Raw genomic sequence first — 24,123 nt, forward strand, 5'->3', positions numbered from 1 at the left:
GAAGCGCCGGATGAGGGGTCTGTTTCAGCAAACTCCGGTGAGAGATGTGCCCGCAGAGACATACCCCTCACCCGGCTTCGCTCTCGCGAAGCCACCCTCTCCCACAGGGGGAGAGGGTCAGAAAACTGTGCCGTCGCTGATCACCTTGAGCGGCGGCGAACCGTCGGGACGGCGTGCGAAGGCGATGGCGCGGCCCGCGGCCCAGGTGCCGCCTTCCAGGATGCTGGCGAGCGGCAAGGTCTCAGGCGTGCGGCCGAGCTTGGTGCGAACCAGTTCGGCAAGACGATCCAGCAACGCGACGGTCAGCGCGCGCCATTCCACGACGAGCAGGGAATCCACCGCATGCGCGCGCCCGGCATCAGCGGCATCGCGCAGGCGCAGCACGTCGTGATCGACGAACAGGCCGCCATTGCGGTATTCGGCAAGTCCGGTCAGGCCGTCGATGTCGGTGATCGCGAAGCCGGCGCGCTGGAGCGGCTCGATCAGCGAATAGCTCAGCCATTGCGACAGCTTGTGCAGCGGCACGAGGCCCGTGGTCGCATCATCCGCCTTGATCGCCGGATGGCGCCAGCAATCGCCGAGCGGAATCCCGGCAAGCTCGAGCCGCGATGGCCAGATCGGCCCGAGCTGGTTCAGCACCGCGGACAGGATCGCCGGCGCGGCGATGGCGCCGCCCACAGCCTGCGCCGCGATGTGGTCGAACAATCCGCCGGGCCGCGGCGTATCGTGCAGGCCGAAAACCTCGGCGCGTTCCGCCACCTGCTTGCCCAGACGCCGCAGCAGATCCGTGCGTCCGTCGAGGCCGAGCAGCGGATTGGCGTCGCTGACCTGAAACGCAGAGGTGAGGGCGGCGAGGGGCAATTGCGCGAGTACGTTCGCATCGACCCGGAACGGCGCGCTGGCATCGCTGGAGAAGAGCCCGCTTGCGAACATGTCGAGGCTCGCGATCGCAAGCCCCTCGGACCGGCCGATGCTTTCGCCCGTCACCGCGTCACGATAGCGCCAGGCAGCGCCGGCGCCGGCATCGAGCAGCACGCTGACGATGGCAAGGTCGAACTCCGCGCGCGCCCGCGCGGCGCGGCCCGGCCACGATGCGGCGTCGGCAAGGCGCGCCCAGCGATCGGCGCCGCCGAGCACAAAATGCCGCCAGCGGGCGTGGAACGGAACGTCCAGCGTCGGATAGGCTTTTCGCGTGACCGCGAGCACCGCGTCCGCAACGCCGTCCATGCGGTCGAGATCGATCGTGAAGTGGCTGAGCCCGCCCTTGAGGCCAAGCTCGAGCATCTGCCCGGCGCGAGCGCGAACCGCTGTTGCGGTGAGCAGCGCGCGGGCCCGTTGTTCTCTGGTGTCCGCCATCAATCGATCAGTATTTTTCCAGCGAACGCCCGACCACGCCGTTCACGTCCTTCTCCGGCGCGATGTCGGTCGAGTAGTAGCCGGCAGCCTTCTTGGCCGCGATCTCGACATAGGCGTCGGCTGGAATCAGCTCCGGCGGGATCGGCACGCGCTCGACGATGTCGATGCCCTGCGAGGTCAGCGCGTCGTGCTTCATGTCGCTCATCGACAGGAAGCGGTCGATGCGCTTCAGCCCCAGCCAGTGGATGGTATCCGGCATCAATTGCTGGAAGCGCGCGTCCTGCACGCCGGCGACGCATTCGGTCCGCTCGAAATAGGCGGCGGCGGCATCGCCGTCCTCCTGGCGCTTGCGGGCGTTGTAGACCAGGAATTTCGTGACCTCGCCGAGCGCGCGGCCTTCCTTGCGGTTGTAGACGACGAGCCCGAGCCCGCCCTCCTGCGCGCCGCGCGCGGATTCCTCGATGCCGTGGATGAGATAGGGCCGGCAGGTGCAGATGTCGGAGCCGAACACGTCGGAGCCGTTGCACTCGTCATGGACGCGGCAGGTGATCTTGGTGCGATGGTCGGGCAGCTTGCTGACGTCGCCGAACATGTAGACCGTGGTGCCGCCGATCGGCGGCAGGAACACCTTCATGTCCGGCCGCGTCACCAGCTCGGGGAACATGCCGGCGGTCTGCTCGAACAGCGTGCGGCGCAGCTCGGTCTCGCCGGTGCCGAAGCGCGCGGCGAGACCCGGCAGATACCAGACCGGATCGATCGCGATCTTCACCACCGACACGCTGCCATTGGCATGCACGACCTCGCCGTCGGCGCGCAGCCGTTTTGCGGCCAGCGCCTCGCGGATCTCGGGCAGGTCGAGCCGGGCGCGCGTCACCGCGATGCTCGGCCGGATGTCGGAGCCCTCGGCGATCTCCTTGCCAAAATTCTCGGCGACGAGATGCCCCCAGGGGTCGAGCGCGACGATCTTGGCCGGATCGTTCCATTGCGGAAACGGCCCGATGGTGGCTGCCGGAAACGTGTTGGTGAGGTCGGGACGCCTGATGGGATCGAGCGCCCCGGCGGAGACGGCGAGCGCGCGGTACATCGCGTAGGAGCCGCCATGGCTGCCGATCACGTTGCGATCCCCAGCGCGCGACACCGTGCCGATGATCGGCCCGCGGGTGCGCGCATCGGCTGCGCCCCAATGGATCGGAAAAGCGGCCTTCCTGCCCGGCTCCGGATGGGAGGTCAGGCGGATGTGATCGGTACGGTTCGCGCGGCTCATGTCCAGGCTCCCAAAAAGCCAACGGCCCGCCGCTCGGACGGGCCTGGCTCACTTTGCGTTGCCGATGCTGAGCACCGGCGGCGCAAGCACAATCCAACATATTGTAGCGGCCGAGCGCGACAGACAAGTTAATGGTGCAGCGCCCGGCAAGCGTTCATCGCCAAATTCCATCGTCGGCGAACCAGCCCGGTCCGCGTGAATCCCGCGCCCTCGCTCCGGTCGAACCCTGCCGTTCGATCCGTGCGATAGGATTAAGGATTTGAAATAGTTTTGGTTTTCCTGTTTTCAAGAGGTGTTGTGGCGATTGCCTGCGACTGGACAGAACGTATATAATCAGACAAATCGTGTAGATCATCTCTGCGATGGAGTCTGCCATGCCCGCCGCCAGCTACATCGACCCCCGCACCGGAAAGCTCTATCCGCTCGACCAGCCGCGCTGGTGCTCGGACCAGCGCACGCCGCTGCTGGTGACACCGGGGGCCGGGATCTCGCGCGAGGAGATCGAGCCGCGCACACGGTCGCTGTGGCGCTACCGGGCCGCGCTGCCGGTCGAGATCAGGAATCCGATCACGCTCGGCGAGGGCTGCACGCCGCTGGTCGCGCAGGAATGGGGCGACCTGCGCCCATTGTTCAAGCTCGAATGGTTCAACCCGACCGGCAGCTTCAAGGACCGCGGCTCCTCCGTGATGCTGTCCTTTCTGCGGCAGATCGGCGTCGACGCCATTCTGGAGGACTCTTCCGGCAATGGCGGCTCGTCGATGGCGGGGCTGGGTGCCGCCGGCGGCATGCGCGTGAAGATCCTGGCGCCGGCCTCGACGTCGCCGGCCAAGATCGCGCAGGTGCGCGCCTATGGCGCGGCGGTGCAGCTCGTCGAAGGGCCACGCGAGGAATCGGAGGCCGAGGCGATCCGCCAGTCGAGCCAGACTTTTTACGCCAGCCACAACTGGCAGCCGTTCTTTCTCGAGGGCACCAAATCGCTTGCCTATGAAATCTGGGAAGACCTCGGCTTCCGCGCCCCCGACAACGTCATCGTCCCCGTCGGCGCCGGCAGCAGCCTGCTCGGTTGCGCCTTCGGCTTCCGCGAACTGCTGAAAGCCGGCCAGATCGCGAAGCTGCCGCGCCTGTTCGCGGCGCAGCCGCAAAACTGCTCGCCGATCGATGCGAGCTTCAAGGCCGGCGTCGATACGCCGGTCGCGCGCGAGGTAAGCAAGACCATCGCCGAGGGCACCGCGATCAAGAATCCCCTGCGTCTGCGCGAGATCATCGCCGCCTTGCGCGAGAGCGGCGGCGGCACCGTTGCGCTCGCCGAGGACGAGATCGTCGCCGCCCTGCGACGACTTGCACGGCAAGGCCTGTTCGCCGAGCCGACCAGCGCCAGCGCAGCCGCCGCGCTGGACAAGCTCTCCGCCGCTGGCGCCATCAAGGCGAACGAGACCACGGTCGCGGTGCTCACCGGCACGGGGCTGAAGGCCGCCACAATCGTCGCCGATCTCGTGCAGTAGGGCCGTGCGATGAGCCGCAGCAAATCCGCGTCCGCCGCATCGGGCAGGGCCACGGCCGAACGAAAGCTGCTGTTCGACCAGTTGCAGCAGATCGCGCAGGGGCTGGGGGAGACCTTTGCGCCGTTCTGCGAGGTCGTGCTGCACGATCTCACCGATCCCACGAACGCGATCGTCGCCATTCACAACAACCTGTCGGGCCGCAAGGTCGGCCAGGGCGCGACCGAGCTTGGCCTCGCCCGCATCGCCGATCCCAACTACGCGCAGGTGATCTCGAACTACGCCAACAGCTTCGCCGACGGTCGGCAGGCCAAGAGCACCTCGATCGGCATCAAGGGCGCGGACGGTTCATACGTCGCCGCCCTCTGCCTCAACGTCGACTTGACGCTGTTCCAGGGTTTGCAGAGCGCGATCGGCCAGTTCGTCAGCGTCGATGCGCAAAACAATCCGCGCGAATCCCTCAACCCCGTCGGCGCCGACGCCATCCGCGCCCATATCGACCGGTTCGCCGCGCGCCGCGCCACCACGCCCCGCGCGCTTTCCACGGAAGACCGCCGCACCCTGCTGCGCGAATTGCGCGATGCCGGCAGCATGCAGGTGCGCCGCGCCTCCGACATCATCGCCGCCCATCTCGGCGTGTCGCGCGCCACGGTGTATGCCGATGCGAGGTGAGGCGGTCCGCCAGCCGGAACGCAGTGCCGTTGCGACCATCAGCCCGCGTTGAACCTTCCGCGCCCGTCGCCCGCCTCATGGGGATCGACCTCGAGCGATGGGAGAGTTCCATGACCGCGCAGGATCCGTTTGCAAGTTTCAAGGCTGTCCAGAAGGAAGCCTGGTCGCTGTTCACGCCGATGGAGGTTTTCACGACACCGACCGCCGCCAAGCTCGTCGGTTTTGCCGGCGTTGCCGCCGGTCAAAGGCTGCTCGACGTCGGATGCGGCACCGGCGTCGTCGCGATCACGGCGGCGCGTCGCGGGGCAAAGGTGAGGGGTCTCGACCTGTCGCCGGTTCTGATCGAGCGCGCCCGCGAGCATGCGCAACTGGTGAACCTCGATGTCGACTTCGTCGACGGCGACGCGGAAAGCCTGCCCTATGGCGACAACGAGTTCGACGTGGTGCTCAGCCAGTTCGGCCACATGTTCGCGCCGCGCCCGGACGTTGCCATCGGCGAGATGCTGCGCGTGCTGAAGCCTGGCGGCACCATCGCGTTCTCCACCTGGCCGCCGCATCTGTATGTCGGACGGATGTTCGCGATGATCGGCCGCCATCTGCCGCCGCCCGAGGGCGTGGCATCACCGGTGTTGTGGGGCGATCCGAAGATCGTCGCCGAGCGTCTTGCAGGGAAAGCGAAGGATCTCTCTTTCGAGATGGACATGATGACGCCGTCGGCACTCAGCCCGCAGCATTTCCGCCGCACCATGGAATCGACGATCGGGCCCTTGATCAAGCTCGTCGCCCAGTACAAGGACGAGCCGGACAAGCTCAAGAGCTTCCGTGCCGAGTTCGAGGCGCTGATTTCGGAGTATTTCGACGCCGGCCACAACGTGATGCGCCAGCAGTTCCTGATGACGAAGGCAAGGAAGGTGTGAGGCGGCGAGAGGTAAGAATCCCTCACTCCTTCAGATCGTTCACCCGCCTCACCCAGGCGCGCACGTCGGTGAGCACGGCGGGCAGCACCGCCTTGACCTCCAGCACGGTCATGCCGGGCTTGATGCGGGGGTCGTAGAGCAGGTTGAGGATGTATTGGTCGTAGACGTCGAAATAGCCCATCGAGACGTTGTCGTTGAACATGGTCCAGGGCACGCTCGTGGTGTCGTTGATCGGACCGAGCGACTGCAGCAGCTCCTCATAGGCGCAGTCGAGGAAGGTGAAATCGCCGTTGTCGACGGTGAGGATGACGTCGGAATGCTCGATCTCGAAATTGTCGTTCTTGCGGAAGCCGGACAGGCATTGCGGATCGAGCGAGGTGCGGATCTCGCGCGCCTTCTCCGCGCCGTAGAAGCTCGAGATGGTGCGGAACAGATCGCGGTCGCGCACGAGCTTCACCCGCACGTTCGCCGCCTCGCTGCTGCCGGCCATGGCGATGTCGAGATGCTGCACGCGCGTGCCGATGTCGGCGACGACCTTGGCGAGCTGGGTCTTGCGGTCGGCGCGGTCGCTCTCGGCGAACACGCGCACCGGCCCGTCGAACTTGCGGATGCGGTCGACGCGGCCGGCGAGGTGGTATTCGGCGCCGAAAGCCGTCTTGAGAAAACCCTCGACGATCTCGCTGTCGGTAAAGCTCTTCTTCTCGGCGCGCTGGCGCGAGGCGATCGCGGGCAATTCGCCCGCGGCGGCCATGGTAGCGGTGTCAGGCACACCGGTGAGCGCTGCGAGCGCCAGGAGGGCGATGCGGAGGGAAAGCGAGGGCGGATTCAATGCGCTCATCGTCACCCGACGCTGCCGTATTCGCGTCGCGCGCACAAGACCGCAAATTCACGCGCCCTGCGGGTTCCCGCCAATCATCTGTAGCAAAAGCGTGACAGACTTCGTGTGATTCAGCCGAAGCCGCGGCTCCCTCGACCTCTCCCGCTTGCGGGAGAGGTCGCCGCGTAGCGGCGGGTGAGGGCTCTCTCCTCTGGAGGATTGTCCCGTTGCGGTGAGACCCTCTCCCCAACCCTCTCCCGCAAGCGGGAGAGGGAGCACACCACGTGCGTGGAGGCAATTGCGCTTCAGTTGTTCAGCACGACCACGGTGGTGCCGACCGAGACGCGGCTATAGAGGTCGCTGACGTCATCATTGGTCATGCGGAAGCAGCCCGAGGAGACCGCCTGGCCGATCGTCTCCGGCTCGTTGGAGCCGTGGATGCGGTACAGCGTCGAGCCGAGATACATCGCGCGCGCGCCGAGCGGGTTCTCGATGCCGCCCTTCATGTGGCGCGGCAGGTCGGGTCGGCGGGCCAGCATCTGCGACGGCGGCGTCCAGTCCGGCCACTCCTTCTTGGCGGTGATCCTGTGCACCCCGCCCCAGCGGAAGCCGTCGCGGCCGACGCCGATGCCGTAGCGCAGCGCCTGGCCGTTCTGGAGCACCAGATAGAGCCGCCGCTCGGAGGTGTTCACCACGATCGTGCCGGGGGCATAGTTGCCGGAGTAGTTGACGGTGGTGCGGGGGATCGGGCTCGAGCCGCCGCGGAAGAAGTTCGGGCCGCCGCCCATGATGTCGCGCGAGTCGAACTCTTCGGCAAAGGCGCCGCCGGCGGTGGCCGTCAGCAGTGCAATGGCGGCAATCGGCGCGGCAAAAAACCGGATCATTGTTTCCCCCAGCAAAAAAATCGATTCAACGAAGGCCACAGGCCATATTTGCCGGCATTTCGCAAGCCACGGCCCCGTGAGGCAAGTCCTTTCCGAACAAGCCAACCATTAACGAATGGCGTTACCAAATCGGCAACCGGGCCAGTTTGTCAAAAAGCGTTAGCCAAACCAGCGCGTCGCGGCGCGGGGCAGGGCCGCGATGCCCCCTATTGCTTTGACGGATGCCGCGAACAATGATTGGTCAGATGGATCACTCGAAATCGCCGGTTGTGGGAGCAAAAAGAATGAACGGTGCGGAAAGCCTGGTGCGGACGATGGTCAAGGGTGGGGTCGACGTCTGCTTCACCAACCCGGGCACCTCCGAGATGCATTTTGTCGCAGCGCTCGACCGCGTGCCGGGCATGCGCTGCGTGCTCGGCCTGTTCGAAGGCGTGGTGACGGGCGCTGCCGACGGCTATTTCCGCATGAAGGGCACCCCGGCCTCGACCCTGCTGCATCTCGGCCCGGGCCTCGCCAACGGCCTTGCCAATCTGCACAACGCCAAGAAGGCGAATTCCGGCATCGTCAACATCGTCGGCCAGCACGCGGTCTACCATATCGGCTACAACGCGCCGCTGACCTCCGACATCGAGGGCCTCGCCCGGCCGATGTCGTCCTGGGTCCGCACCTCGCCGGATTCCAAATCGGTTGCCGCTGACGGCGCCGCGGCGATTGCCGCCGCCAAAAGCGCGCCGCCGCAGATCGCGACCCTGATCCTGCCCGCCGACACCGCCTGGAACGAGGCCGACGGCATCGCCGAGGTCCCGGCCGAGCAGCAGCGCGCGAGCTATTCGCCGCAGGCGGTCGAGCAGGCCGCAAAAATCCTGCACGGCGACGGCGAGGGCACGCTGCTGCTGATGACCGGCAGCGCGCTGAGCGAGCAGGGCCTCGCGCTGGCCGAGCGCATCGCGGCCAAGACCGGCTGCACCGTGATGGGCCCGACCTTCCGTCCCAAGATGGCGCGCGGCCGCGGCCGCTTCTCGATCGACCGCATCCACTACGTGATCGAGAACGCGCTGCCGATGCTGGCGAAGTTCCGCCATATCGTGCTGGTCGAGTCCGACGATCCCGTGGCGTTCTTCGCCTATCCGAACAAGCCGAGCGTGCTGAGGCCCGAAGGCTGCGACGTCCATCGCATGACCTCCTGGGGCGAGAATTCGGTCGCGGCGCTGGAAGCGCTCGCCGGCGCGGTGAAGGCCAGTGCCAAGGACGTCAAGCCGCAGGCAGTGCAGGAGCTGGTCAAGCCGACCGGCGCGCTGACCCACGCGTCCATCGCGCAGTCGATCGCCTATGCGATCCCCGAGAACGCGATCCTGGTCGATGAGTCGCTGACCACCGGCCGCGCCTTCTTCCCGCCGACGGCCGCCGCCGCGCCGCACGACTGGCTGCAGAACATGGGCGGCTCGATCGGCTTCTCGACGCCGCTCTCGATCGGCGCCGCGATCGCCTGCCCGGACCGCAAGGTGATCACCATGGTCGGCGACGGCAGCGCGATGTACACGATCCAGTCGCTGTGGACCCAGGCGCGCGAGAACCTCAACATCGTCACCATCGTGTTCGCCAACCGCATCTACCAGATCCTGCGCGGCGAGTTCGACAATGTCGGCGCCGGCGAGCCCGGCCAGCGCGCCAACGACATGCTGCGGCTCGACCGTCCGACGCTGGATTTCGTGGCGCTGGCCAAGGGCATGGGCGTGCCCGGCCGCGCCGTCACCAATGCCGACGAGTTCAACAAGGCACTGGCCGAAGCCGTCGCCGAGCCTGGGCCGCGGCTGATCGAAGTTCAGATGTAGGGCGCATCATAGGGAGCGCCGAGGGCCGGGGGGCACGATGCAGACCGAGCTGAACAAGGTGATCGCGGCGCTCCGGGACTTCTACGCCCACGAAGGATTCCTGTTCGAAAAGGACATCGGCGAGCGCGCGATCACGCATCGCTTCGCCGTGCATCTGGAGAAGCAGTTCGCCGGCTGGTCAGTCGATTGCAACTACGACCGGCTCGGCGAACGCACGCTGCATCTGCCGCACGGCACCATCGTCTCGACCGACGACCATCTGGACAAGTCGATCTATCCCGATGTCGTCGTGCATCAGCGCGAGATCCCGAACAATTTGCTTAGCGTCGAGATCCGCAAGGCGAGTAATCACACGTCGGTGACGCACGACCAGCACAAGCTGCGGGCGCTGACCGATCCGCATGTCTGGTTCGCCTGTTGGATCGGCGTGCTGCTGGTGCTGGACAAGCACCATGTGACGATGTCGGAGGTCTATGTCGGCGGCCTCGTCGATGAGCCGCTGTCGCGCTGGTTCGCAACGCGCCTCGCGGAGCTCGGCCTCGGAGCCGCGCGTTAGGGCGTGGACTTCTAAACGTCAGATGTCGCGGACAGAGCGGAAGTCGCTCCGCTTGGCCAGCAGCGACTGACCCGAAGCCGCCGTTAACGAAAGCGCGGGGCGTGTGCGCTCCGCCGAGCAAGAGTCCGGCGTTAACCACCGTCAACGGGTTCCAGTCTGAGAGAGATCGCTTCGAAGTTTCTTAAATGTTGCCGGGTACCTCTCTTGGGCATGGTGACCTGGGGAAAGATATGAGCAAGCGGGCCAAACGTGGAAAGGCGAAGACGTTCGCACTACCGATGGCCGCGAGAGTTGCAGTTGGCGTCGTGGCCGTCGCCGCGTTAGGGTACGGTTTGCTGTCTCGCCCGGCGAGCGTGCAACCGATAGGGAAGCCGTCCGCACCCCAAGCCATGGCATCGTCATCCCCGGTTTACGTGGCAACTCCGGTTCATGCATCGGCGCCAGCTCCGGCTCCGATTCCGGCCCCGGCCCCGGCGCCGCTGGTCGAACCGCCAAAAGCCGCTGACGGTCCCGGCGCACTTGTCCGGCAGGTGGTTGACTACGCCAGCCACCAGACACCGGGCACTGTGATCATCGATACCCAAAACACATTCCTCTATTTCGTTCTGAACGACAGGCAGGCGATGCGCTACGGCATCGGTGTTGGCCGCGAAGGTTTCGCATGGTCCGGTGAGCAGACGGTGGCTCGCAAAGCAGAATGGCCGGATTGGCACCCGCCTGCGGAGATGGTCTCGCGTCAGCCTTATCTGCCGCGGTTCATGGCCGGCGGTCCCGGCAACCCACTCGGCGCCCGGGCGATGTATCTGGGCGAGACGGAGTATCGAATTCACGGCACCAACAAGCCCGATACGATCGGGAAGCGGGTTTCGTCCGGCTGTATCCGGCTGACCAACGAGGACGTCGTGGACCTCTATGAGCGGGTGAAAGTCGGAGCGAAAGTGATCGTGCTTCCGGCAACCGCTGCCCGTCGGCCATCGCAGGGAGCGTCGCCCGACGCCGCTTCCCGATCGCCGGACCCGGCATCGCCGTCGAACCGGCCCTCGGCAGCCAACGCGCAGATGCTGTCATCCGGACCGAAGATCGCCGAAGCTCAGTAACTCAGTCCTCCGTCCTCGGTCTGCAACTGAAGACAGGGAGGCAATTCAAGTCGCCGCTTTTTAGTCAGCTTCTGGACCGATAGCGGACGCTTTGCAGCACTCGGCCCCGACGGCCGCTTTTGACCCATAGGCGACATGCCGAAGTCCTGAGTGATCAGCATCACAGATCCAATACTTGCCTTTCGGCAGGCTCCGCATACGCTGCGCACGTGATGTTCGGGGCTGTGATGGGCGCATTTCGCTGGTTTTCATTGCTATTTGTCGTTTGGCTAACCTGCGGTTCGGCGCACGCCGAGCGTCGGGTCGCGCTCGTTATTGGCAATTCGGCCTACAAGAGCGTGCCGAGGCTTACGAACCCGGTTAATGATGCCACGCTGATCGGTGGCATGTTCAAGAAGGCCGGATTCGACCAGGTCGACATCAAGCTCGATCTCAATGCCGCCGAGATGCGCCGCGCGCTCCGCGACTTCGGCGGCAGGGCGCGTGAGACCGATGTGGCCGTCGTCTATTATGCCGGTCATGGCATCGAGCTCGACGGCACCAATTATCTGATCCCCACCGATGCCACGCTCGAGACGGACAGCGATGTCCTCGACGAGACGCTGCCGCTGGACCGCGCTCTGTTCGCGGTCGAGCCGGCCAAGCAGCTCCGCCTGGTCATCCTCGATGCCTGCCGCGATAACCCGTTCGCCAAAACCATGAAGCGGACGATTGCCGCGCGCGCCATCGGCCGCGGCCTTGCCAAGGTCGAGCCGACCAGCCCGAACACCATGATCGCCTTCGCGGCGAAAGCCGGCTCGACGGCCTCAGACGGGGACTCCAGAAACAGCCCATTTGCGGCAGCCCTGGTCGAGCGCCTCCCAACGCCGGGGCTCGACCTGCGTAAAGCTTTCGGCTTCGTCCGCGACGACGTCCTCAAGAACACCGGCTACAAGCAGGAGCCGTATGTCTATGGCTCGCTGGGTGGTGACGACGTTTCCCTCGTGCCTGCGAAGCCGGCGGCCACAGGACCGCAGGCGAGCCCTGATGATGCAATCCGCAGGGGCTACGAACTCGCACTTCAGGCGGGCGACCTTGACGCATGGGAGGCGTTTCTCAGGGCCTTCCCGAACGGCTTTTATGCCGACTTGGCAAAGGTGCAGCTCAAGAAAATTGCCGCCGAGGAAACACGCGCTGCGGCCGCCGACAAGGCTCGACAGGCCGAAGAGGAGAAAACCCGGCTCGCGGCCGACCGTGCCAAAAAGGTCGAGCAGGAAAAGGCAGCGGTAGCCGCCAAGGCCGCCGAGGATGCCCGTCTGGGCGCTGAGAGGGCTAAGCAGATCGAGGAGGCAAAAGCCGCCGCCGCTGAGCAGCGAAGAAAGGAGGCCGAGGCCGCCGTTGCCAAAGCGCTCGCCGAGAAGCAAGCGGCCGACAAGGCGGCGGCCGAGGCAACCGCCAAGCAGGCTGGCGAGAAACAAATCGCCGCCAACACCGAGCAAAAGGTCGCGGCCGTAGTGCCCTCTTCGACCCCGCCGGCGATGTCGCCCCAGGAAACGACGAAGCTGGTGCAGTCAGAACTCCGCCGCGTCGGTTGTCTGACAAGCTCGGCGGACGGCGACTGGAATGCGGCGTCACAACGCTCGCTGACGCTGTTCAACAAATACGCCGGCACCAAGTTCGACGCCAAGCTCGCGAGCTTCGATGCGCTGGATGCAATCAAGGCGAAGCCGGGTCGCGTCTGCCCGCTGGTCTGCGACCACGGTTTCAGGGCCGACGGCGATGCCTGCGTGAAGATCACCTGCCGCGCGGGCTATCGCGTCAATGACGACAATGAATGCGAGAAGCTGCAGGACAAGAAGCCGGTCGCGACGCGGGATGAGGCAATCAAGCGTGATGAGCAGCGGAAGCGGACAGAAACAGCGCCAGCCAAGCCACAAGCGTCTGGTCAGATGATTTGCAATGGTGCGGGATGCAGGCCCGTGGGCAAAGGCTGTCGGATAGCGAGTGGATACAGCCCAGGCAACGGATCGGGTATCCTCATTCAACGCGAGGTGTGCGACTGACCATCGCGCCGGCCGCGTTCGTCGGCATGCAAACGCCTTGCTTAGGAGTGATCCCTGTGACAGATCGGCGGCTTGCCTTCCGCAAGGCTCTGGATACTCTGATCACATTATGATTTTGGGCTGCAATGGGCGTGATGGTGGGCGGTCACGGATTCGAACCGCCGACCCTCTCGGTGTAAACGAGCGCTGAGCAGACATCACTGTTCCGCTGCGCACCTCTCTCGGGGCCGACGAAGCGATGGAATAAGCGGAATGTCAGCTATTGGCCCTTAGCCGAAGGTCGATTGAGCGCGTGTCATGTCGGATGTCGGGGGCAAACCGGACGCCGATCTTACTTGGCGTCCCCCGCTGCTTTTGACCCGTTGCGGACCTAGATCGATCTGAAAGCTCTTTCAGGCCGGTTGTGTGGTGCGAGCATTAACGGCTAACGGGGATGAGTGTCACCCTTATGCTTCGGCACTGCGCGAAACGTGGCGTTCGCCCGAGCGATTACACTGTCGTCGGCCTTGATTAGACTTTGCGCGAAGCAGATCGTTCTGCCGGTTTTGATCACCTCACTGTCCACGGTGAGCCATTGCCCGATCTGCGCGATGCCGGTGAAGTCGACCACAAGAGTGATCGTCGCCAGCGACGATGCCCAGCCAATCGCCTGCGCGCAGCTATAGCCCATCGCGTTGTCAGCTAGCGCGGAGATCAGCCCGCCATGAACGTTGCCACGTGCATTGGTGTGCGGCTTGGCCAGCCGTAATCCGATGATCACGGCTTTGTCCGTCTGCTTCGAATAGAGCGGTTCCCAAGGATCGGTGAAAGGGCTCTTACGGAAGTGCGGTTCGAAACCTTCGGGGATACCGGTGCTGTTCATGGTCATGCGCGAGCTCCTTTCTTGGCGAAAACCTGTGCCATTCGCTGACGATCCGCAAGAAACAATCGTACCCGTGGTTCGGCATCCAAGTGCCGCCCAAGAAAGGTGGTTTCCACTGCCGACGAGGTGATCAAACAAAGCGTAGCTCGCTGCGGTGCATAAGTCCGGAATTGGCCCAAGGCCGAACTGGTGGCGTGTCGGTCTCGATGTCGCCTTCTGAGAGCAAACCGGACGTGACGAGTTTATGAGGACACGCCCGAGAGCTGACTGATCTTCAGCTCACTCTATGCGCGTTAGGAATCCGGTCGCTTCTCCCCGTCGCGTGCGATGACAAAAGGCCGCTCGCGTGATGCGGGCGGCCCTCGCGTCATCGTCCGCGTAGGCTCAGTGCAGCGGATCGCCCTGGCCGAGTGCGTAGGCCACGAGGTCCTTCAGCGCGAAGCCGGAGCCGGTCACCGGCGTCCATTGCGGGTCCTGCGACAGCACGGAGGAATTGTCGCCGAACATCATGCCCAGGAAGACCTCGGCGACGATGCGGCCGCCGACGGGACCGAGCTGTGGCGTCTTGACGGTGCCGGGGCCGCCCGTGACGGGGATCGGGACGTCGGCTGGGGACTGCCGCGCCTCGGCCAGGATGTAGGTCCAGAGCGGACAGTTGTCGGCGAACACGCCGTTCGCGATCGTTGCGATCCCGGTTTGTGGATCGCCTGCGCCGGGCTCGTCCACGGCCTTGCCGATGATGATCTGATCGTCCGTCAGCGGCGTCAAATTCATCGCCCTGGCGACCGCCTGGCCCGAGGGCAGGCCGAGCCGCCAGCTGCGTTCGAGATTGCGCAGCGCCAGCGACGACGGATTGGACGCGACTTCCGGCGGCAATTTGCGCAGCGGATCCACCAGCGAGGCATCGATGCGATAGGCGAACTGAAGTCGCTTCTTGTTGTCGGGATTGGTGTCGTCGTCCTCGACGCCATAGGGGCGCGTGTCCAGATCGATGAAGCGGCCCCAGTCCATGGCGCGGCCCGGGCCCATGGCGCGGAAGCCGGTCAGCGCATTCTTGTCGGGATTGTGGGGGTCGGGGAAGATCTGCAACAGCATATTGCCCGCATCGTTCAGCCGATAGCCTGGGCGGATCATGGAGTGGCCGAGACGGTAGGCCGCAACCGAGAACTCGACCGGCATGAACGGATAGGTCTTCCAGTGATAGTGGGCGAGCTTGCTGCGGTCGTATTGGCCCGCGGTCTTCAGCTCATCCAGCACGTCGGCCTTGACGATGCGCGGCAGGAAGTCGTTCAGCACGACGTACTGATAGTGGAAGCGGACGCGCTGCTGCACCTCTTCGAACGACAGGCTGTCATTGTCGTCGACCATGCGGTTGTGAAAGCGCAGCATCAGCGCCTGGAACTGCGAGACGATGCTGTTCTCGTCGTTGCGGGGATCGCCGATCAGCGCGCGGCCCTTGAAGCGCGGCAGGTCGCTGGCATCGGGCACGCCCGCGCCGGTCAGCTTCTCGCCGAGGCGGAACTTGATGCCGTCGTACATGTAGGGCTGGTCGTTCGGACCGCGGCCGTAGAGATTGTCCAGATCGAGCGCCGGCGTGCGGAAGTCGACGAGCCCGTCGGGATCCTGCTGCTTGGTCAGCGAACTGACGGGATCGAACGTGATGTCGTGGTCGATGAACTGGCCGAAATAGGTGTAGAGCGCGGGAATGCCGCTCTCCTCCGCGTCCGGTCCGTCCTTCGGCCCATCGAAATCGGCGACCATCTTGTCGGCCAGCGCCGAAAGGTTCGCGACATTGTCGGCGTCGTTGTGGCCGAATTTCGCCGGGGCGAGCTTGCGGAACATGCGGCCGAAGCGGCCTTGCGAAAGCGACGAACGCGTTGCGTTCAGGCCGCGCGGAGTGATGCTGTGGCGGCTGCTCATAAATGACCTCCCTGGAAAATCGCGATGGAAACAGATCGAGCTGAAGTTGTTCGCGCTGGAATATGCAGGCTAGGCTAGACCACGCCCGCCGAAAGCGAGATAGATCACAATTGTCAGGCATCGACGATTTCTGGGGGGAGGGAGCGTTGCGGACAAGCTGCGGCAGGGCTTTGCAAATTTTTCCCAAAACGATGACGGATAACATTCTCGTCATCGACGGGCGCAAGCTGCTTGGCGCAGCGTCGGTTCGCCGGGCCATCGGCGCAGTGGACCGTCTTCTCGTAAAATTGTGGCGGCGCGCGCGTCATGCGCGCACGCCGCAAATTCGTCAGTAATAGCGCTGCTGCGAGAACGCGTAGCGCGGGTTGACGCCGCAATAGGCCGACGTGCCGGAGGCGGTGGCCTGGCACTGCTGATAGGTCGCGAACTGGCAGTTGCCGGGATAGCCCCAGATGCGGCCTTGCAGGCAATATCTGTCGTTGGCGGCGTGGGCCTGGGCCGCCGGGAATGTCGCGGCAATCAAGGCCGCGAACGATGCGAGAGTGAGGATGGTGCGACGCATTTCAGTCTCCCTTTGGGAACGGTTGGATGTGGAACACCAGCTCGAACCGCGTGTTCCGGGACTTGCCCGACACTTTGTCGTGCTTGTCTTGGTGTCCGCAGTGGGCGCTGCGTTCGACGTGCGTCTATGATGAGGCAAGCCGCGGCGAGTAATGTGATCTCGGCCACAGTTCGCGGCCGGGTTTCGGCCTACCGTCGGCGGACGTGCCCACGTTGCTCCCGGAGGCCTACGCTTTGCCTCATTCGGGTCAGTTATTTTGGAGGTTCTGATGCAAAGGTCATATTTGCTGGCTGCGACAGCAGCGCTGGCGCTTCTCATGCAAACACCGCTCGCGCTGGCGCAGAGCGCTCCGGCCGCCGGCGGGACCGCGGCGCCTGCGGCGACGACCGCCGCTCCGGCCGCGACGACGACAACGCCGAGCGCGACCACCGACACGTCAGGCCAGCCGTCCGACTCCAAGAAGAGCGCATCGAAGAAGCCGGCGAAGAAGAGGATGACGCGGCAGCAGGAGATCGATCATTCGGTCGACACCGGCACGGTGCCCGCGCGCTATCGCAGCTCGGTGCCCAGGCAGTACCAGCAATATATTCCGTTCGAGAAGCAGTGATGGATCGCACGGCGGCGCGGCGCAATTGGACGCGCGCGCCGCCGGGGCAACACGGAGGCGGCCCTGGCGAGCGGGAGGCGGACCACACATACGTTGTGGCGATCTGCCGGAGCAGTGCTAGAGTAGGCCAAAGCCGGGGGACGTAATGAGTGACGACGTGAAGGATGCTGGCCTTGTGGCCATGATCAGCAGCATCCTGGGAGGCAACAAGCGCGCAGACGTCGTCGCACCGCCGCCGCTCACCGAGGGTCCACCGACAGCGCCGACGAATGGATTTGAGCCGGTCGAGGCGTCCATCCCCGAAGCGGCACCGGCCAAGCCCGACAATGCGTCCAATGCCGAGCCTGCGGGCGCCAAGCCGGCCGAACCGCCCGCGAAGGTCGCCACGACGCCGGATGGCAAGCGATTGCTGCCCGCGGAAGCGATTGCCGATCTCGTGCTCGGCGAGCTGCGCAAGCTGGACGACTTTCCCGCATCCGGCGTCTCGGTCACGGTCTACGGCTACCGGCATTGGAACGCGATGATCACCTTCGCGCCATTCTCGACCACGTTCCAGAACGCGACGCGGTTCCGCCAGGCCATGCCGGACCTCGTCTTCAAGCTGCGCCGTTTCGTCCAGCTTGAGATATAGTCCGGGCAATCGCCCGTGAGGTGCGGACGCGCGATCCCCGGGGATTGCGGCGCGAACGCACCGCCGTTAGCCAAAGCAGTACGACAGGATTTACGAATTGAGCGTCGCCTTTACCAAGGAAGAAAGCGCCGAAACCGCGTCCGAGACGCTGTTGCCGGATCGGCCGATCTCGCCTCATCCGAACTTCGTGACCGAAGCGGGCTTGCAGGCCTTGCAGACGCAGCTTCAAGAGGCGCGCGAGGCCTATGAGGCCGCGCAAGCCATCGACGACGTCAACGAGAAGCGCCGGCAGTCCGCGGTCCCCCTGCGCGACGCGCGCTATCTGACGGAACGGCTGCGCACCGCGCAGGTCATTCCCACCCCGGCCTCGACCGACACCGTCGCCTTCGGCAGCACGGTCACCTTCAGCCGCCCTGATGGCCGCGTACAGACCTATCGCATCGTCGGCGAGGACGAAGCCGATCCGAAGGCCGGCTCGATCTCGTTCGTCTCGCCGGTCGCGAGGTCGCTGATCGGGAAGGCGGTGGGAGACGTCGTGGGAGCGGGCACGCAGGAGATCGAGATTCTGTCGATCGGATCGTGCTGATATCGATGGTCTGTGCTGTGCCCGCGCAACAAAGCCCGATGGTTGGATGAGACGGTTTCTGTCGGGAGCGTTGCCGTTCTACGCGCTGGCTGGACTAGCCATGTGCATGTACCTCGTCCTGTACAAGACTGATCTCTTCGACTTGAACGCCATTGTCCAGGATGCGACCGGGTCACCGTGGTTTCCGGTCTTCATGTTCGTCTGCGTGCTGCTGGAGTCGGTCTTCCCGTATTTTGGCTATTTTCCCGGGACCGCCCTCATCCTGATGTCCGTGGCGCTCAATCCGAAGCCTGCGGATGTCTCCGTCTTTATCGTGGCGTGGCTGGCCATCATCGTGGGTGCCGTCCTGAGTTACGGACAGGCTCGTTTTTTCAGACCGCTGTTGCAGCGGGTTGCCTCAAAAGCGGCACTGCGCCGGTGTGAGTCCCTGCTCGACGCCTACGGTCCCTACGCGCGCGTTGCCTTGTTCGTTCACCCCAACGCGTGCGCGATGTATTTCACGGCACTCGGACTGCTCGGCCGTAACCTGACGCGAGAGATCGTCCATCTTTGCGTGGGTGCAGCGGCCTCCGTGGGCGTTCTGTTCGTCGTCGTGACCAGACTTGTATCGTCGGTAGGCGCCACCGATGATGGCGAATTGCAGCTGCTGCTGGCGGCAGCGCTGGTCGCCATCGGGACCCTCGTCGGCCTCTACGCGGCCTTGCGGCCGGCTCGGGCCGCCTGAAGCTTGCGTGCGCGTGAACCCGGCGCGGTCTCATCGCTTGCTCCGTCATTGCGAGCGCAGCGACGCAATCCAGAGTCTTTCCGCGGAGGGATATTGGATTGCTTCGCTGCGCTCGCAATGACGGGCTCAGGAACTCTCTCCTCGAATGCTGCCATCATGCCCCTGTCTTGCCCGACGGAGCAATCGAATTCGGAAAACGCGTAAACCATTGATCCGACTGAGGTCGGCTACTGTGCATGGGGTTGTTTTCGACATTTTTGATTTGGGCGGGGGACGATAGCCGCCAAGCGTCGAGGATCGTCAGCAACGGCAGGGTTCAGGAGGATGGATGGTGGGCGCACAAGGGATCGAACCTTGGACCTCTCCCGTGTGAACCACAATCCGTAGACCCGAGCTAACCAAATCCGGCCATAGTTGAGGTGTAAAAACTCCTTAAATTAATGAGAGTTATGGCCTACTGCGGCTATAAGAGCCCATACCTGACCTTACTACATTTTGTATGCCCCCGTTGTGCCCGCCGCGGATATTCCCTTGGGGCACACAAACGGGGGAGGTCTGAGACCCGGTTCTGTTCGAGGCTCACCGCCCTTCTTGCGGGGCACACTGGGGCACAGAGAGAGGGAAGGAATCATGACGGAGCCGGCCAACCAGCTGACACTCACCGATGCGGTGATCCGCAACGCAACGCTGCCGCCGGGTAAGGCGCAGCATTATCTCCACGACGACAAGCTGCCCGGCCTCGCCTTGCGCATGCGCGCCACCGGCGGCCGGACCTGGGTCTACCTCTTCACCAAGCCGGGGGTGAGGGGGACCCAGCGCAAGACCCTCGGCGCGTGGCCCAAATATAATGAGAAGGCCGCCCGCAAGGCCGCCACCATCGCCGCAGGCGAAGTCGTCAAGGGCTTGGACCCGAACGACGCGAAGCGCGAGGCGAGGCGGCAACAGGCAGCCGAGAAGCAGCGCACCACGCTCGCGACCCTCATTGTTGAAGATGGTCCTTACCAGACGTCTATGACCGAACGTCAAGTCGTCAACTGGAAGCCAGCAATGTCGGCGCTGCGGCGCGGGCTCAAGGATCACGCCGAGAGCGGCGTGGGGGACCTGACGCGACGGCAGATCATGGCTGCGGTCGATAAGATTGCCAAGACCGGCAAGCGTGGTGCAGCCAAGGACTTGCGCAAGCACGTGCATACTTTGCTCGAATGGTGCGTCGGTGAGGGCTATGTCGAGCACAACGTGCTCGCCGGCTATCGCGCGCCCAAGGAAACCCGCGCGCAAAGGGTCGGACGCCGAACGAAGGGCCGCGCGCTGACCGATGAGGAAATCATCAAAGTCTGGGATGCATCCGGCAAGCTCGGGGCTTTTGGTCTCCTGGCTCGCATGTGCCTGCTCGGTGGCCCGCGCCGCAGCGAGCCTACCATGATCGAGTGGCGAAAGCACATCATGGATGACCGTATCACCTTCGATGCGGCGTGGACCAAGATGGGCCTGCACCACGACGTGCCGCGCACCCACCTCGCAAACGAGGTGCTCGCGGCCGCCAAACACTTCCAGCGCGCAACGTCCGACTATGTCTTCCCGTCACCAAAGACCGGCGGCCAGATGTCCGGGTTCACCAAGATGGTCAACCGCCTGGTCAAGGAAGCGGGTGTTGCCAAGTTTACCATGCATGACCTAAGGCGCAGCTTACGAACCGTCATGTCTCGCTGCGGCTACGACAACGAAATCCAGCGGCTGTGTGTCGGGCAAAGGCCAAGCGGAATCGATCAGGTCTACAATCACGACGAACAGTGGATCATCCGCAAAATGGCGTTCGAAGCGGCTCACGACTACATTGCGGAGTTGGTCGGCGCGAAACGGGTCGGCAAAATCGTGCGCCTGCAGCGGACGAATCCGCTTGACCCGATCAAGGCCGAGCTCCTCGGCCGTCTCCGTGAGCATTATGCGGCTGAGGCATCTTAGTGGTCTTATCGCACTTGGCCAGATAGTCGCGTACCGCATCGACACGATAGAGGGGGCGGCCATCGACGTAGCGCCATTTCAGCGGGTGGCTCGGATTGCGCCGCCACTGCTCCAACGCGCCGGGCGTACGCCGGATGACCGCGGCCGCCTCAAATGCCGTCAAATTAGAGCTGCCCGGCAGCGTATCGATATCGAACGTCGCGGGCGGCGGCATGCCACGGTTCTTGCGACGGCGATTCGCCCGCGGTATTTTGCTGGAACCTGCCGACCCAAATGCCTCGATCCCAATCTTTTCGTCTTTGCCGCGCATGCCTCCGCCCCGAACCATGATCGGTCTGGGCAATAAGATCGTAGGCTGCTCCGGCAAGAAAGAAACCAAGTGCGCAGGTATGGTTGCTGGGTAGCTGTGGCGTACAAATAGGACGAACCGGTTCCAGCCCGGCAGACCTTCGGCCTCATAACCTGAAGGTCATAGGTTCAAATCTATCCCCGCAACCAAATTTCTGATGTAATACAACGGGTTGGCGAAAGCCTAACCCTTTAATTTTTCGTAAATGGCCTAGCACGCGCCTAGCACAAAATTCGACTTTTTGGTTGCCTGCGCTAAAATGCACGTGGAGGTGCATGATGGCCAGGCACGAGCTTCTAGGTGGTCTGATTCAGGTATACCGGCGAAACGGCCGGTATTGGCACTGTTCGGCCTCCATCGACGGCCGCCAACACCGCAGCACGACCGGAGAGGAAGATCTCTCCCTCGCCAAGCAGTTTGCGGAGGACTCGTTTATCGGTCTTCGTGGGAAGGCGCGGGCGGGGCTGTTGGTGAATGAGAAGACCTTTCGCCAAGCCGCTGACCAATTCCTGAAAGAGTATGAGGTGATCACCGAGGGCCAGCGCAGCGAGCGCTGGGTCCAGGGTTACGAGATCAGGCTTCGCCTGCACCTGTTGCCGTTCTTCAGGCAAGGTGCAGGAATATCGCCTGCACCGGATCGCAACGTCTAAGACCGGCAAGGCGCCCGCGCGCAGCACTATCCACGACGAGGTCGTGACGTTGCGGCAGGTGTTGAAGACTGCCATTCGCCATGAATGGCTCGCGCACCTGCCGGACTTCTCTCCTCCTTATAAGACTTCGGGGAAGGTGGTGCATCGGCCGTGGTTCAGCCCCGAGGAATACAAGCAGCTCTACGAAACCACGCGGGCGCACGCGAAGGCCAGCCAGATCCACCACCGTTGGAGTGCCGAGCAATTGCATGATTACGTCCTGTTCTTGGCCAACACCGGCTTGCGGCCGGATGAGGCCAAGAACCTCCAGCATCGCGACGTGACCATTGTTGAGGACGAACGTAGCGGCGAGCGCATCCTGGAAATCGAGGTGCGCGGCAAGCGGGGCGTCGGCTACTGCAAGAGCATGCCGAGCGCGGTGCGACCCTATGAGCGGCTGCTAGGCCGCGCGAAATACGTGAAGCAGGGCAGAGCGCGGGTGCGGGCGAAGCTGCCGCCCTCTAACGAGCCGCCGCAGTTGCCCAAGCCGACCGACCACGTGTTTCCGGGCAATCACATCAAGATGTTCAATGCCCTGCTTGATAGGAGCGAGTTGAAGCTGGATCGGGATGGCAATCGGCGGACCGCATACAGCCTGCGGCATACCTACATCTGCATGCGCCTGATGGAAGGGGCGGACAGCTACTAGATAGCGAAGAACTGCCGAACCTCAGTGGAGATGATCGAGAAGTTCTATGCGGCGCACATCAAGAACAGGCTCGATGCTTCCGCCATCAATGTGCGTCAGGCCAAGCCCGCTCCTCGCAGGCAGTTGAGTGAGGTCTACCAAGCGCCGGTTGATCCTGAGGCGCAGGATTTTGTCTGAACCTAAATCAACATAAAGAAGCGCCGAAACCGCTGGTGGAGGCTCTAAATTCTTACTGGGCCGAAGGGCCCGATCTTTCTTACGAACCCGTTTAGCGGTTCGCCTTTGGCGCGCAGGCGCTCTCCCCTTGATCTTGAAGGCGATATTACGTCAGTATTGCAACCACTGCGTTATCCACATTGATTCCCTACTGGTACGCGTGGGCAGCACTGGAGCCCAAATTCGCGTCACGTTGCTGGTCACTCAATTCTATTTGGAACAAGGTTATATATGCGCCGCGATTACCGCCTTTACGAACTTAGCGAGAGCGAATTTGAAGAGCTTGTCGTCAAGATCTGCGTGAAGTGGCTCGGGGAAGGCGTCACACCGTTCGCGCCAGGCCGCGACGGAGGTCGTGACGGAAAATTCAATGGCAAGGCTGAGTGCTTTCCCAGTACCACGCAGCCTTTGGAGGGGGATGTCGTACTCCAGGCGAAGCACGTCGCCGTATTCGACAAGTCGTGCTCGGATAAGGACTTTGAGCGGCTCCTGAAAAAGGAGCATGCCAAAATCAAACGGCTGGGGAAGAAAGGATTGTGTGACCACTACATGGTCTTCACCAACCGCCGCTATACCGGCGGCGCCGACGAGAAGCTGATAGCTGGTCTTATGGCGCTTGGCGTGAAGAGTGCTCATATCATCGGGATCGAACGCTTGAATACTGCGCTGGATGATATGCAGCAACTCCGAGAGTGGCTGCCGAACAGGAAGGACACAATCCCATTCCGGTTTGAGCCTGACGACCTCATTGAGGTTATCGGTGCCGTTCACGACTATGCTGATGGCTCGGTGATGAGCGCCTTCAACAGCGCGCGCGACTTTGAGAAGCTCAAGCTGCGAGAAGAGAAAAACAAGATCAACGGACTTTCAGATGACTACTATAACCAGGTCATCGTGAATAACTCATTCCCGCACTTTTCGCGGATAGACCATTTCTTGAGCAATCCACGGAATACGGAGATTGCCGCTCTCTATCACGATAGCGCTGACGAGCTGAAGCAAAAGATTTTGGCCGCGCGCCCGCAGTTTGAAACCTTTGATAGCGTCTTTGCTTTTCTAATTGAGGAGATTCAAAAGAAACGTGTCGCTTTGAAGGGCAAGCGGCGTATGATCAGCGTGATGCTTCACTACATGTATGCCAACTGCGACATCGGATCGAAAAAACTTCCAACAACACCGATGACCGACAATGCTCACGCCTAGAAAACACCTCAACTTGGATGTCTCCGTGCTGCGAATCGCGGCCATCATGCTCCGTGAGCTTAAGAAGCGCGGCGTGATGGAGTTCGAGCGTCTGCGGGGCATTGTCATCAGGCGCGTCGGCGGGGATGGAGAAATCACATTTTTGCCTGCACTAAGCTTCCTATACCTGATGGGCAAGATTGAATATCACGCAAAAAACGACGTCATAGAGTACAGGGCGAACTGAC

26 protein-coding genes are annotated in these 24,123 nt (G+C 63.3%); 18 read left to right on the forward strand and 8 right to left on the reverse strand.

Annotated elements, in window-relative coordinates; genetic code table 11:
* Positions 1 to 117: 117 nt before the first annotated feature.
* Both AAFG50_RS07815 and AAFG50_RS07820 read right to left on the reverse strand, forming a co-directional pair.
* Positions 118 to 1,356: a URC4/urg3 family protein gene (locus AAFG50_RS07815; protein WP_028172950.1), complete on the reverse strand. Its 1,239-nt coding sequence runs from the start codon at positions 1,354 to 1,356 to the stop codon at positions 118 to 120.
* Between the two features lie 7 nt (positions 1,357 to 1,363).
* Positions 1,364 to 2,620, reverse strand: coding sequence for a GTP cyclohydrolase II (locus tag AAFG50_RS07820; RefSeq protein WP_028172951.1), 1,257 nt, complete (start codon positions 2,618 to 2,620; stop codon positions 1,364 to 1,366).
* A 374-nt stretch (positions 2,621 to 2,994) separates the two neighbouring features.
* Here AAFG50_RS07820 and AAFG50_RS07825 point away from each other — a divergent pair, with 374 nt between their 5' ends.
* From AAFG50_RS07825 to AAFG50_RS07835, 3 genes are all read left to right on the forward strand, one after another.
* The gene (locus AAFG50_RS07825; protein ID WP_028172952.1) at positions 2,995 to 4,122 is read left to right on the forward strand and encodes a threonine synthase; all 1,128 of its coding nucleotides are present in this window, start codon (positions 2,995 to 2,997) and stop codon (positions 4,120 to 4,122) included.
* A gap of 9 nt (positions 4,123 to 4,131) precedes the next feature.
* Positions 4,132 to 4,791: a PAS domain-containing protein gene (locus tag AAFG50_RS07830; RefSeq protein ID WP_011089970.1), complete on the forward strand. Its 660-nt coding sequence runs from the start codon at positions 4,132 to 4,134 to the stop codon at positions 4,789 to 4,791.
* Positions 4,792 to 4,901: 110 nt separating this feature from the next.
* Entirely contained in the window at positions 4,902 to 5,708 is an 807-nt protein-coding gene (locus tag AAFG50_RS07835) for a class I SAM-dependent methyltransferase (protein ID WP_028172953.1), read from the forward strand.
* Between the two features lie 22 nt (positions 5,709 to 5,730).
* Here AAFG50_RS07835 and AAFG50_RS07840 read toward each other — a convergent pair whose 3' ends face one another.
* Both AAFG50_RS07840 and AAFG50_RS07845 read right to left on the reverse strand, forming a co-directional pair.
* Positions 5,731 to 6,546, reverse strand: coding sequence for a DUF2927 domain-containing protein (locus AAFG50_RS07840; RefSeq protein WP_028172954.1), 816 nt, complete (start codon positions 6,544 to 6,546; stop codon positions 5,731 to 5,733).
* A gap of 284 nt (positions 6,547 to 6,830) precedes the next feature.
* A complete protein-coding gene (locus AAFG50_RS07845) occupies positions 6,831 to 7,409 on the reverse strand; it encodes a L,D-transpeptidase (protein ID WP_028172955.1) in 579 nt (192 codons plus the stop codon).
* A gap of 284 nt (positions 7,410 to 7,693) precedes the next feature.
* On the opposite strand from AAFG50_RS07845, the gene AAFG50_RS07850 reads away from it, so the two are divergent.
* The 4 genes from AAFG50_RS07850 to AAFG50_RS07865 all read left to right on the forward strand — a co-directional run bounded on the left by AAFG50_RS07850 (position 7,694) and on the right by AAFG50_RS07865 (position 12,936).
* Entirely contained in the window at positions 7,694 to 9,241 is a 1,548-nt protein-coding gene (locus tag AAFG50_RS07850; RefSeq protein ID WP_028172956.1) for an acetolactate synthase large subunit, read from the forward strand.
* A gap of 37 nt (positions 9,242 to 9,278) precedes the next feature.
* Positions 9,279 to 9,797: a hypothetical protein gene (locus AAFG50_RS07855; RefSeq protein ID WP_028172957.1), complete on the forward strand. Its 519-nt coding sequence runs from the start codon at positions 9,279 to 9,281 to the stop codon at positions 9,795 to 9,797.
* 230 nt (positions 9,798 to 10,027) lie between these two features.
* Positions 10,028 to 10,894 (forward strand): L,D-transpeptidase, encoded by an 867-nt coding sequence (locus AAFG50_RS07860; protein WP_028172958.1) that lies wholly within the window; start codon positions 10,028 to 10,030, stop codon positions 10,892 to 10,894.
* A 227-nt stretch (positions 10,895 to 11,121) separates the two neighbouring features.
* Positions 11,122 to 12,936 (forward strand): caspase family protein, encoded by a 1,815-nt coding sequence (locus AAFG50_RS07865; RefSeq protein WP_028172959.1) that lies wholly within the window; start codon positions 11,122 to 11,124, stop codon positions 12,934 to 12,936.
* A gap of 424 nt (positions 12,937 to 13,360) precedes the next feature.
* Here AAFG50_RS07865 and AAFG50_RS07870 read toward each other — a convergent pair whose 3' ends face one another.
* Together AAFG50_RS07870 and AAFG50_RS07875 are read right to left on the reverse strand one after the other, a co-directional pair.
* Positions 13,361 to 13,798, reverse strand: coding sequence for a PaaI family thioesterase (locus AAFG50_RS07870; protein ID WP_028172960.1), 438 nt, complete (start codon positions 13,796 to 13,798; stop codon positions 13,361 to 13,363).
* A 384-nt stretch (positions 13,799 to 14,182) separates the two neighbouring features.
* Entirely contained in the window at positions 14,183 to 15,718 is a 1,536-nt protein-coding gene (locus AAFG50_RS07875) for a heme peroxidase family protein (protein ID WP_028172961.1), read from the reverse strand.
* A 110-nt stretch (positions 15,719 to 15,828) separates the two neighbouring features.
* Between AAFG50_RS07875 and AAFG50_RS07880 the strand changes: the two genes are divergently transcribed.
* Positions 15,829 to 16,053: a hypothetical protein gene (locus tag AAFG50_RS07880; protein WP_131234199.1), complete on the forward strand. Its 225-nt coding sequence runs from the start codon at positions 15,829 to 15,831 to the stop codon at positions 16,051 to 16,053.
* On the opposite strand, the gene AAFG50_RS07885 is transcribed toward AAFG50_RS07880, so the two are convergent.
* On the reverse strand, positions 16,047 to 16,280 hold the full coding sequence (locus AAFG50_RS07885; protein ID WP_028172962.1) for a DUF3551 domain-containing protein: 234 nt from the start codon (positions 16,278 to 16,280) through the stop codon (positions 16,047 to 16,049). The genes AAFG50_RS07880 and AAFG50_RS07885 overlap by 7 nt on opposite strands.
* A gap of 268 nt (positions 16,281 to 16,548) precedes the next feature.
* On the opposite strand from AAFG50_RS07885, the gene AAFG50_RS07890 reads away from it, so the two are divergent.
* The 5 genes from AAFG50_RS07890 (at position 16,549) to AAFG50_RS07910 (ending at position 20,790) form a co-directional block, all read left to right on the forward strand.
* Positions 16,549 to 16,887 (forward strand): hypothetical protein, encoded by a 339-nt coding sequence (locus AAFG50_RS07890; RefSeq protein ID WP_028172963.1) that lies wholly within the window; start codon positions 16,549 to 16,551, stop codon positions 16,885 to 16,887.
* 145 nt (positions 16,888 to 17,032) lie between these two features.
* A complete protein-coding gene (locus tag AAFG50_RS07895) occupies positions 17,033 to 17,518 on the forward strand; it encodes a hypothetical protein (protein ID WP_028172964.1) in 486 nt (161 codons plus the stop codon).
* A 97-nt stretch (positions 17,519 to 17,615) separates the two neighbouring features.
* Positions 17,616 to 18,104: a transcription elongation factor GreA gene (gene greA / locus AAFG50_RS07900; RefSeq protein WP_028172965.1), complete on the forward strand. Its 489-nt coding sequence runs from the start codon at positions 17,616 to 17,618 to the stop codon at positions 18,102 to 18,104.
* Between the two features lie 46 nt (positions 18,105 to 18,150).
* On the forward strand, positions 18,151 to 18,828 hold the full coding sequence (locus AAFG50_RS07905; protein ID WP_028172966.1) for a hypothetical protein: 678 nt from the start codon (positions 18,151 to 18,153) through the stop codon (positions 18,826 to 18,828).
* Positions 18,829 to 19,458: 630 nt separating this feature from the next.
* Positions 19,459 to 20,790, forward strand: a complete 1,332-nt coding sequence (locus AAFG50_RS07910) for an integrase arm-type DNA-binding domain-containing protein (RefSeq protein WP_014492323.1) — start codon at positions 19,459 to 19,461, stop codon at positions 20,788 to 20,790.
* On the opposite strand, the gene AAFG50_RS07915 is transcribed toward AAFG50_RS07910, so the two are convergent.
* On the reverse strand, positions 20,735 to 21,100 hold the full coding sequence (locus AAFG50_RS07915) for a hypothetical protein (protein ID WP_014492324.1): 366 nt from the start codon (positions 21,098 to 21,100) through the stop codon (positions 20,735 to 20,737). The two genes, AAFG50_RS07910 and AAFG50_RS07915, sit on opposite strands and share 56 nt — an antisense overlap.
* Positions 21,101 to 21,417: 317 nt before the next feature.
* Here AAFG50_RS07915 and AAFG50_RS07920 point away from each other — a divergent pair, with 317 nt between their 5' ends.
* From AAFG50_RS07920 to AAFG50_RS07940, 5 genes are all read left to right on the forward strand, one after another.
* Positions 21,418 to 21,789 carry a hypothetical protein gene (locus tag AAFG50_RS07920; protein WP_074077759.1) on the forward strand — a complete coding sequence of 124 codons (372 nt, stop codon included), beginning with the start codon at positions 21,418 to 21,420 and terminating at the stop codon, positions 21,787 to 21,789.
* On the forward strand, positions 21,752 to 22,477 hold the full coding sequence (locus AAFG50_RS07925) for an integrase (protein ID WP_011089949.1): 726 nt from the start codon (positions 21,752 to 21,754) through the stop codon (positions 22,475 to 22,477). Before AAFG50_RS07920 ends, AAFG50_RS07925 begins: the two co-directional genes overlap by 38 nt.
* Before the next feature lie 30 nt (positions 22,478 to 22,507).
* The gene (locus tag AAFG50_RS07930) at positions 22,508 to 22,654 is read left to right on the forward strand and encodes a hypothetical protein (RefSeq protein ID WP_018641673.1); all 147 of its coding nucleotides are present in this window, start codon (positions 22,508 to 22,510) and stop codon (positions 22,652 to 22,654) included.
* Positions 22,655 to 22,924: 270 nt separating this feature from the next.
* Positions 22,925 to 23,896: an ABC-three component system protein gene (locus AAFG50_RS07935; protein ID WP_018641672.1), complete on the forward strand. Its 972-nt coding sequence runs from the start codon at positions 22,925 to 22,927 to the stop codon at positions 23,894 to 23,896.
* Between the two features lie 25 nt (positions 23,897 to 23,921).
* A complete protein-coding gene (locus AAFG50_RS07940; RefSeq protein ID WP_131234200.1) occupies positions 23,922 to 24,122 on the forward strand; it encodes an ABC-three component system middle component 8 in 201 nt (66 codons plus the stop codon).
* Position 24,123 lies beyond the last annotated feature (1 nt).

The sequence above is a fragment of the Bradyrhizobium sp. B039 genome (assembly GCF_038965675.1).
GTDB classification, from domain to species: domain Bacteria; phylum Pseudomonadota; class Alphaproteobacteria; order Rhizobiales; family Xanthobacteraceae; genus Bradyrhizobium; species Bradyrhizobium diazoefficiens.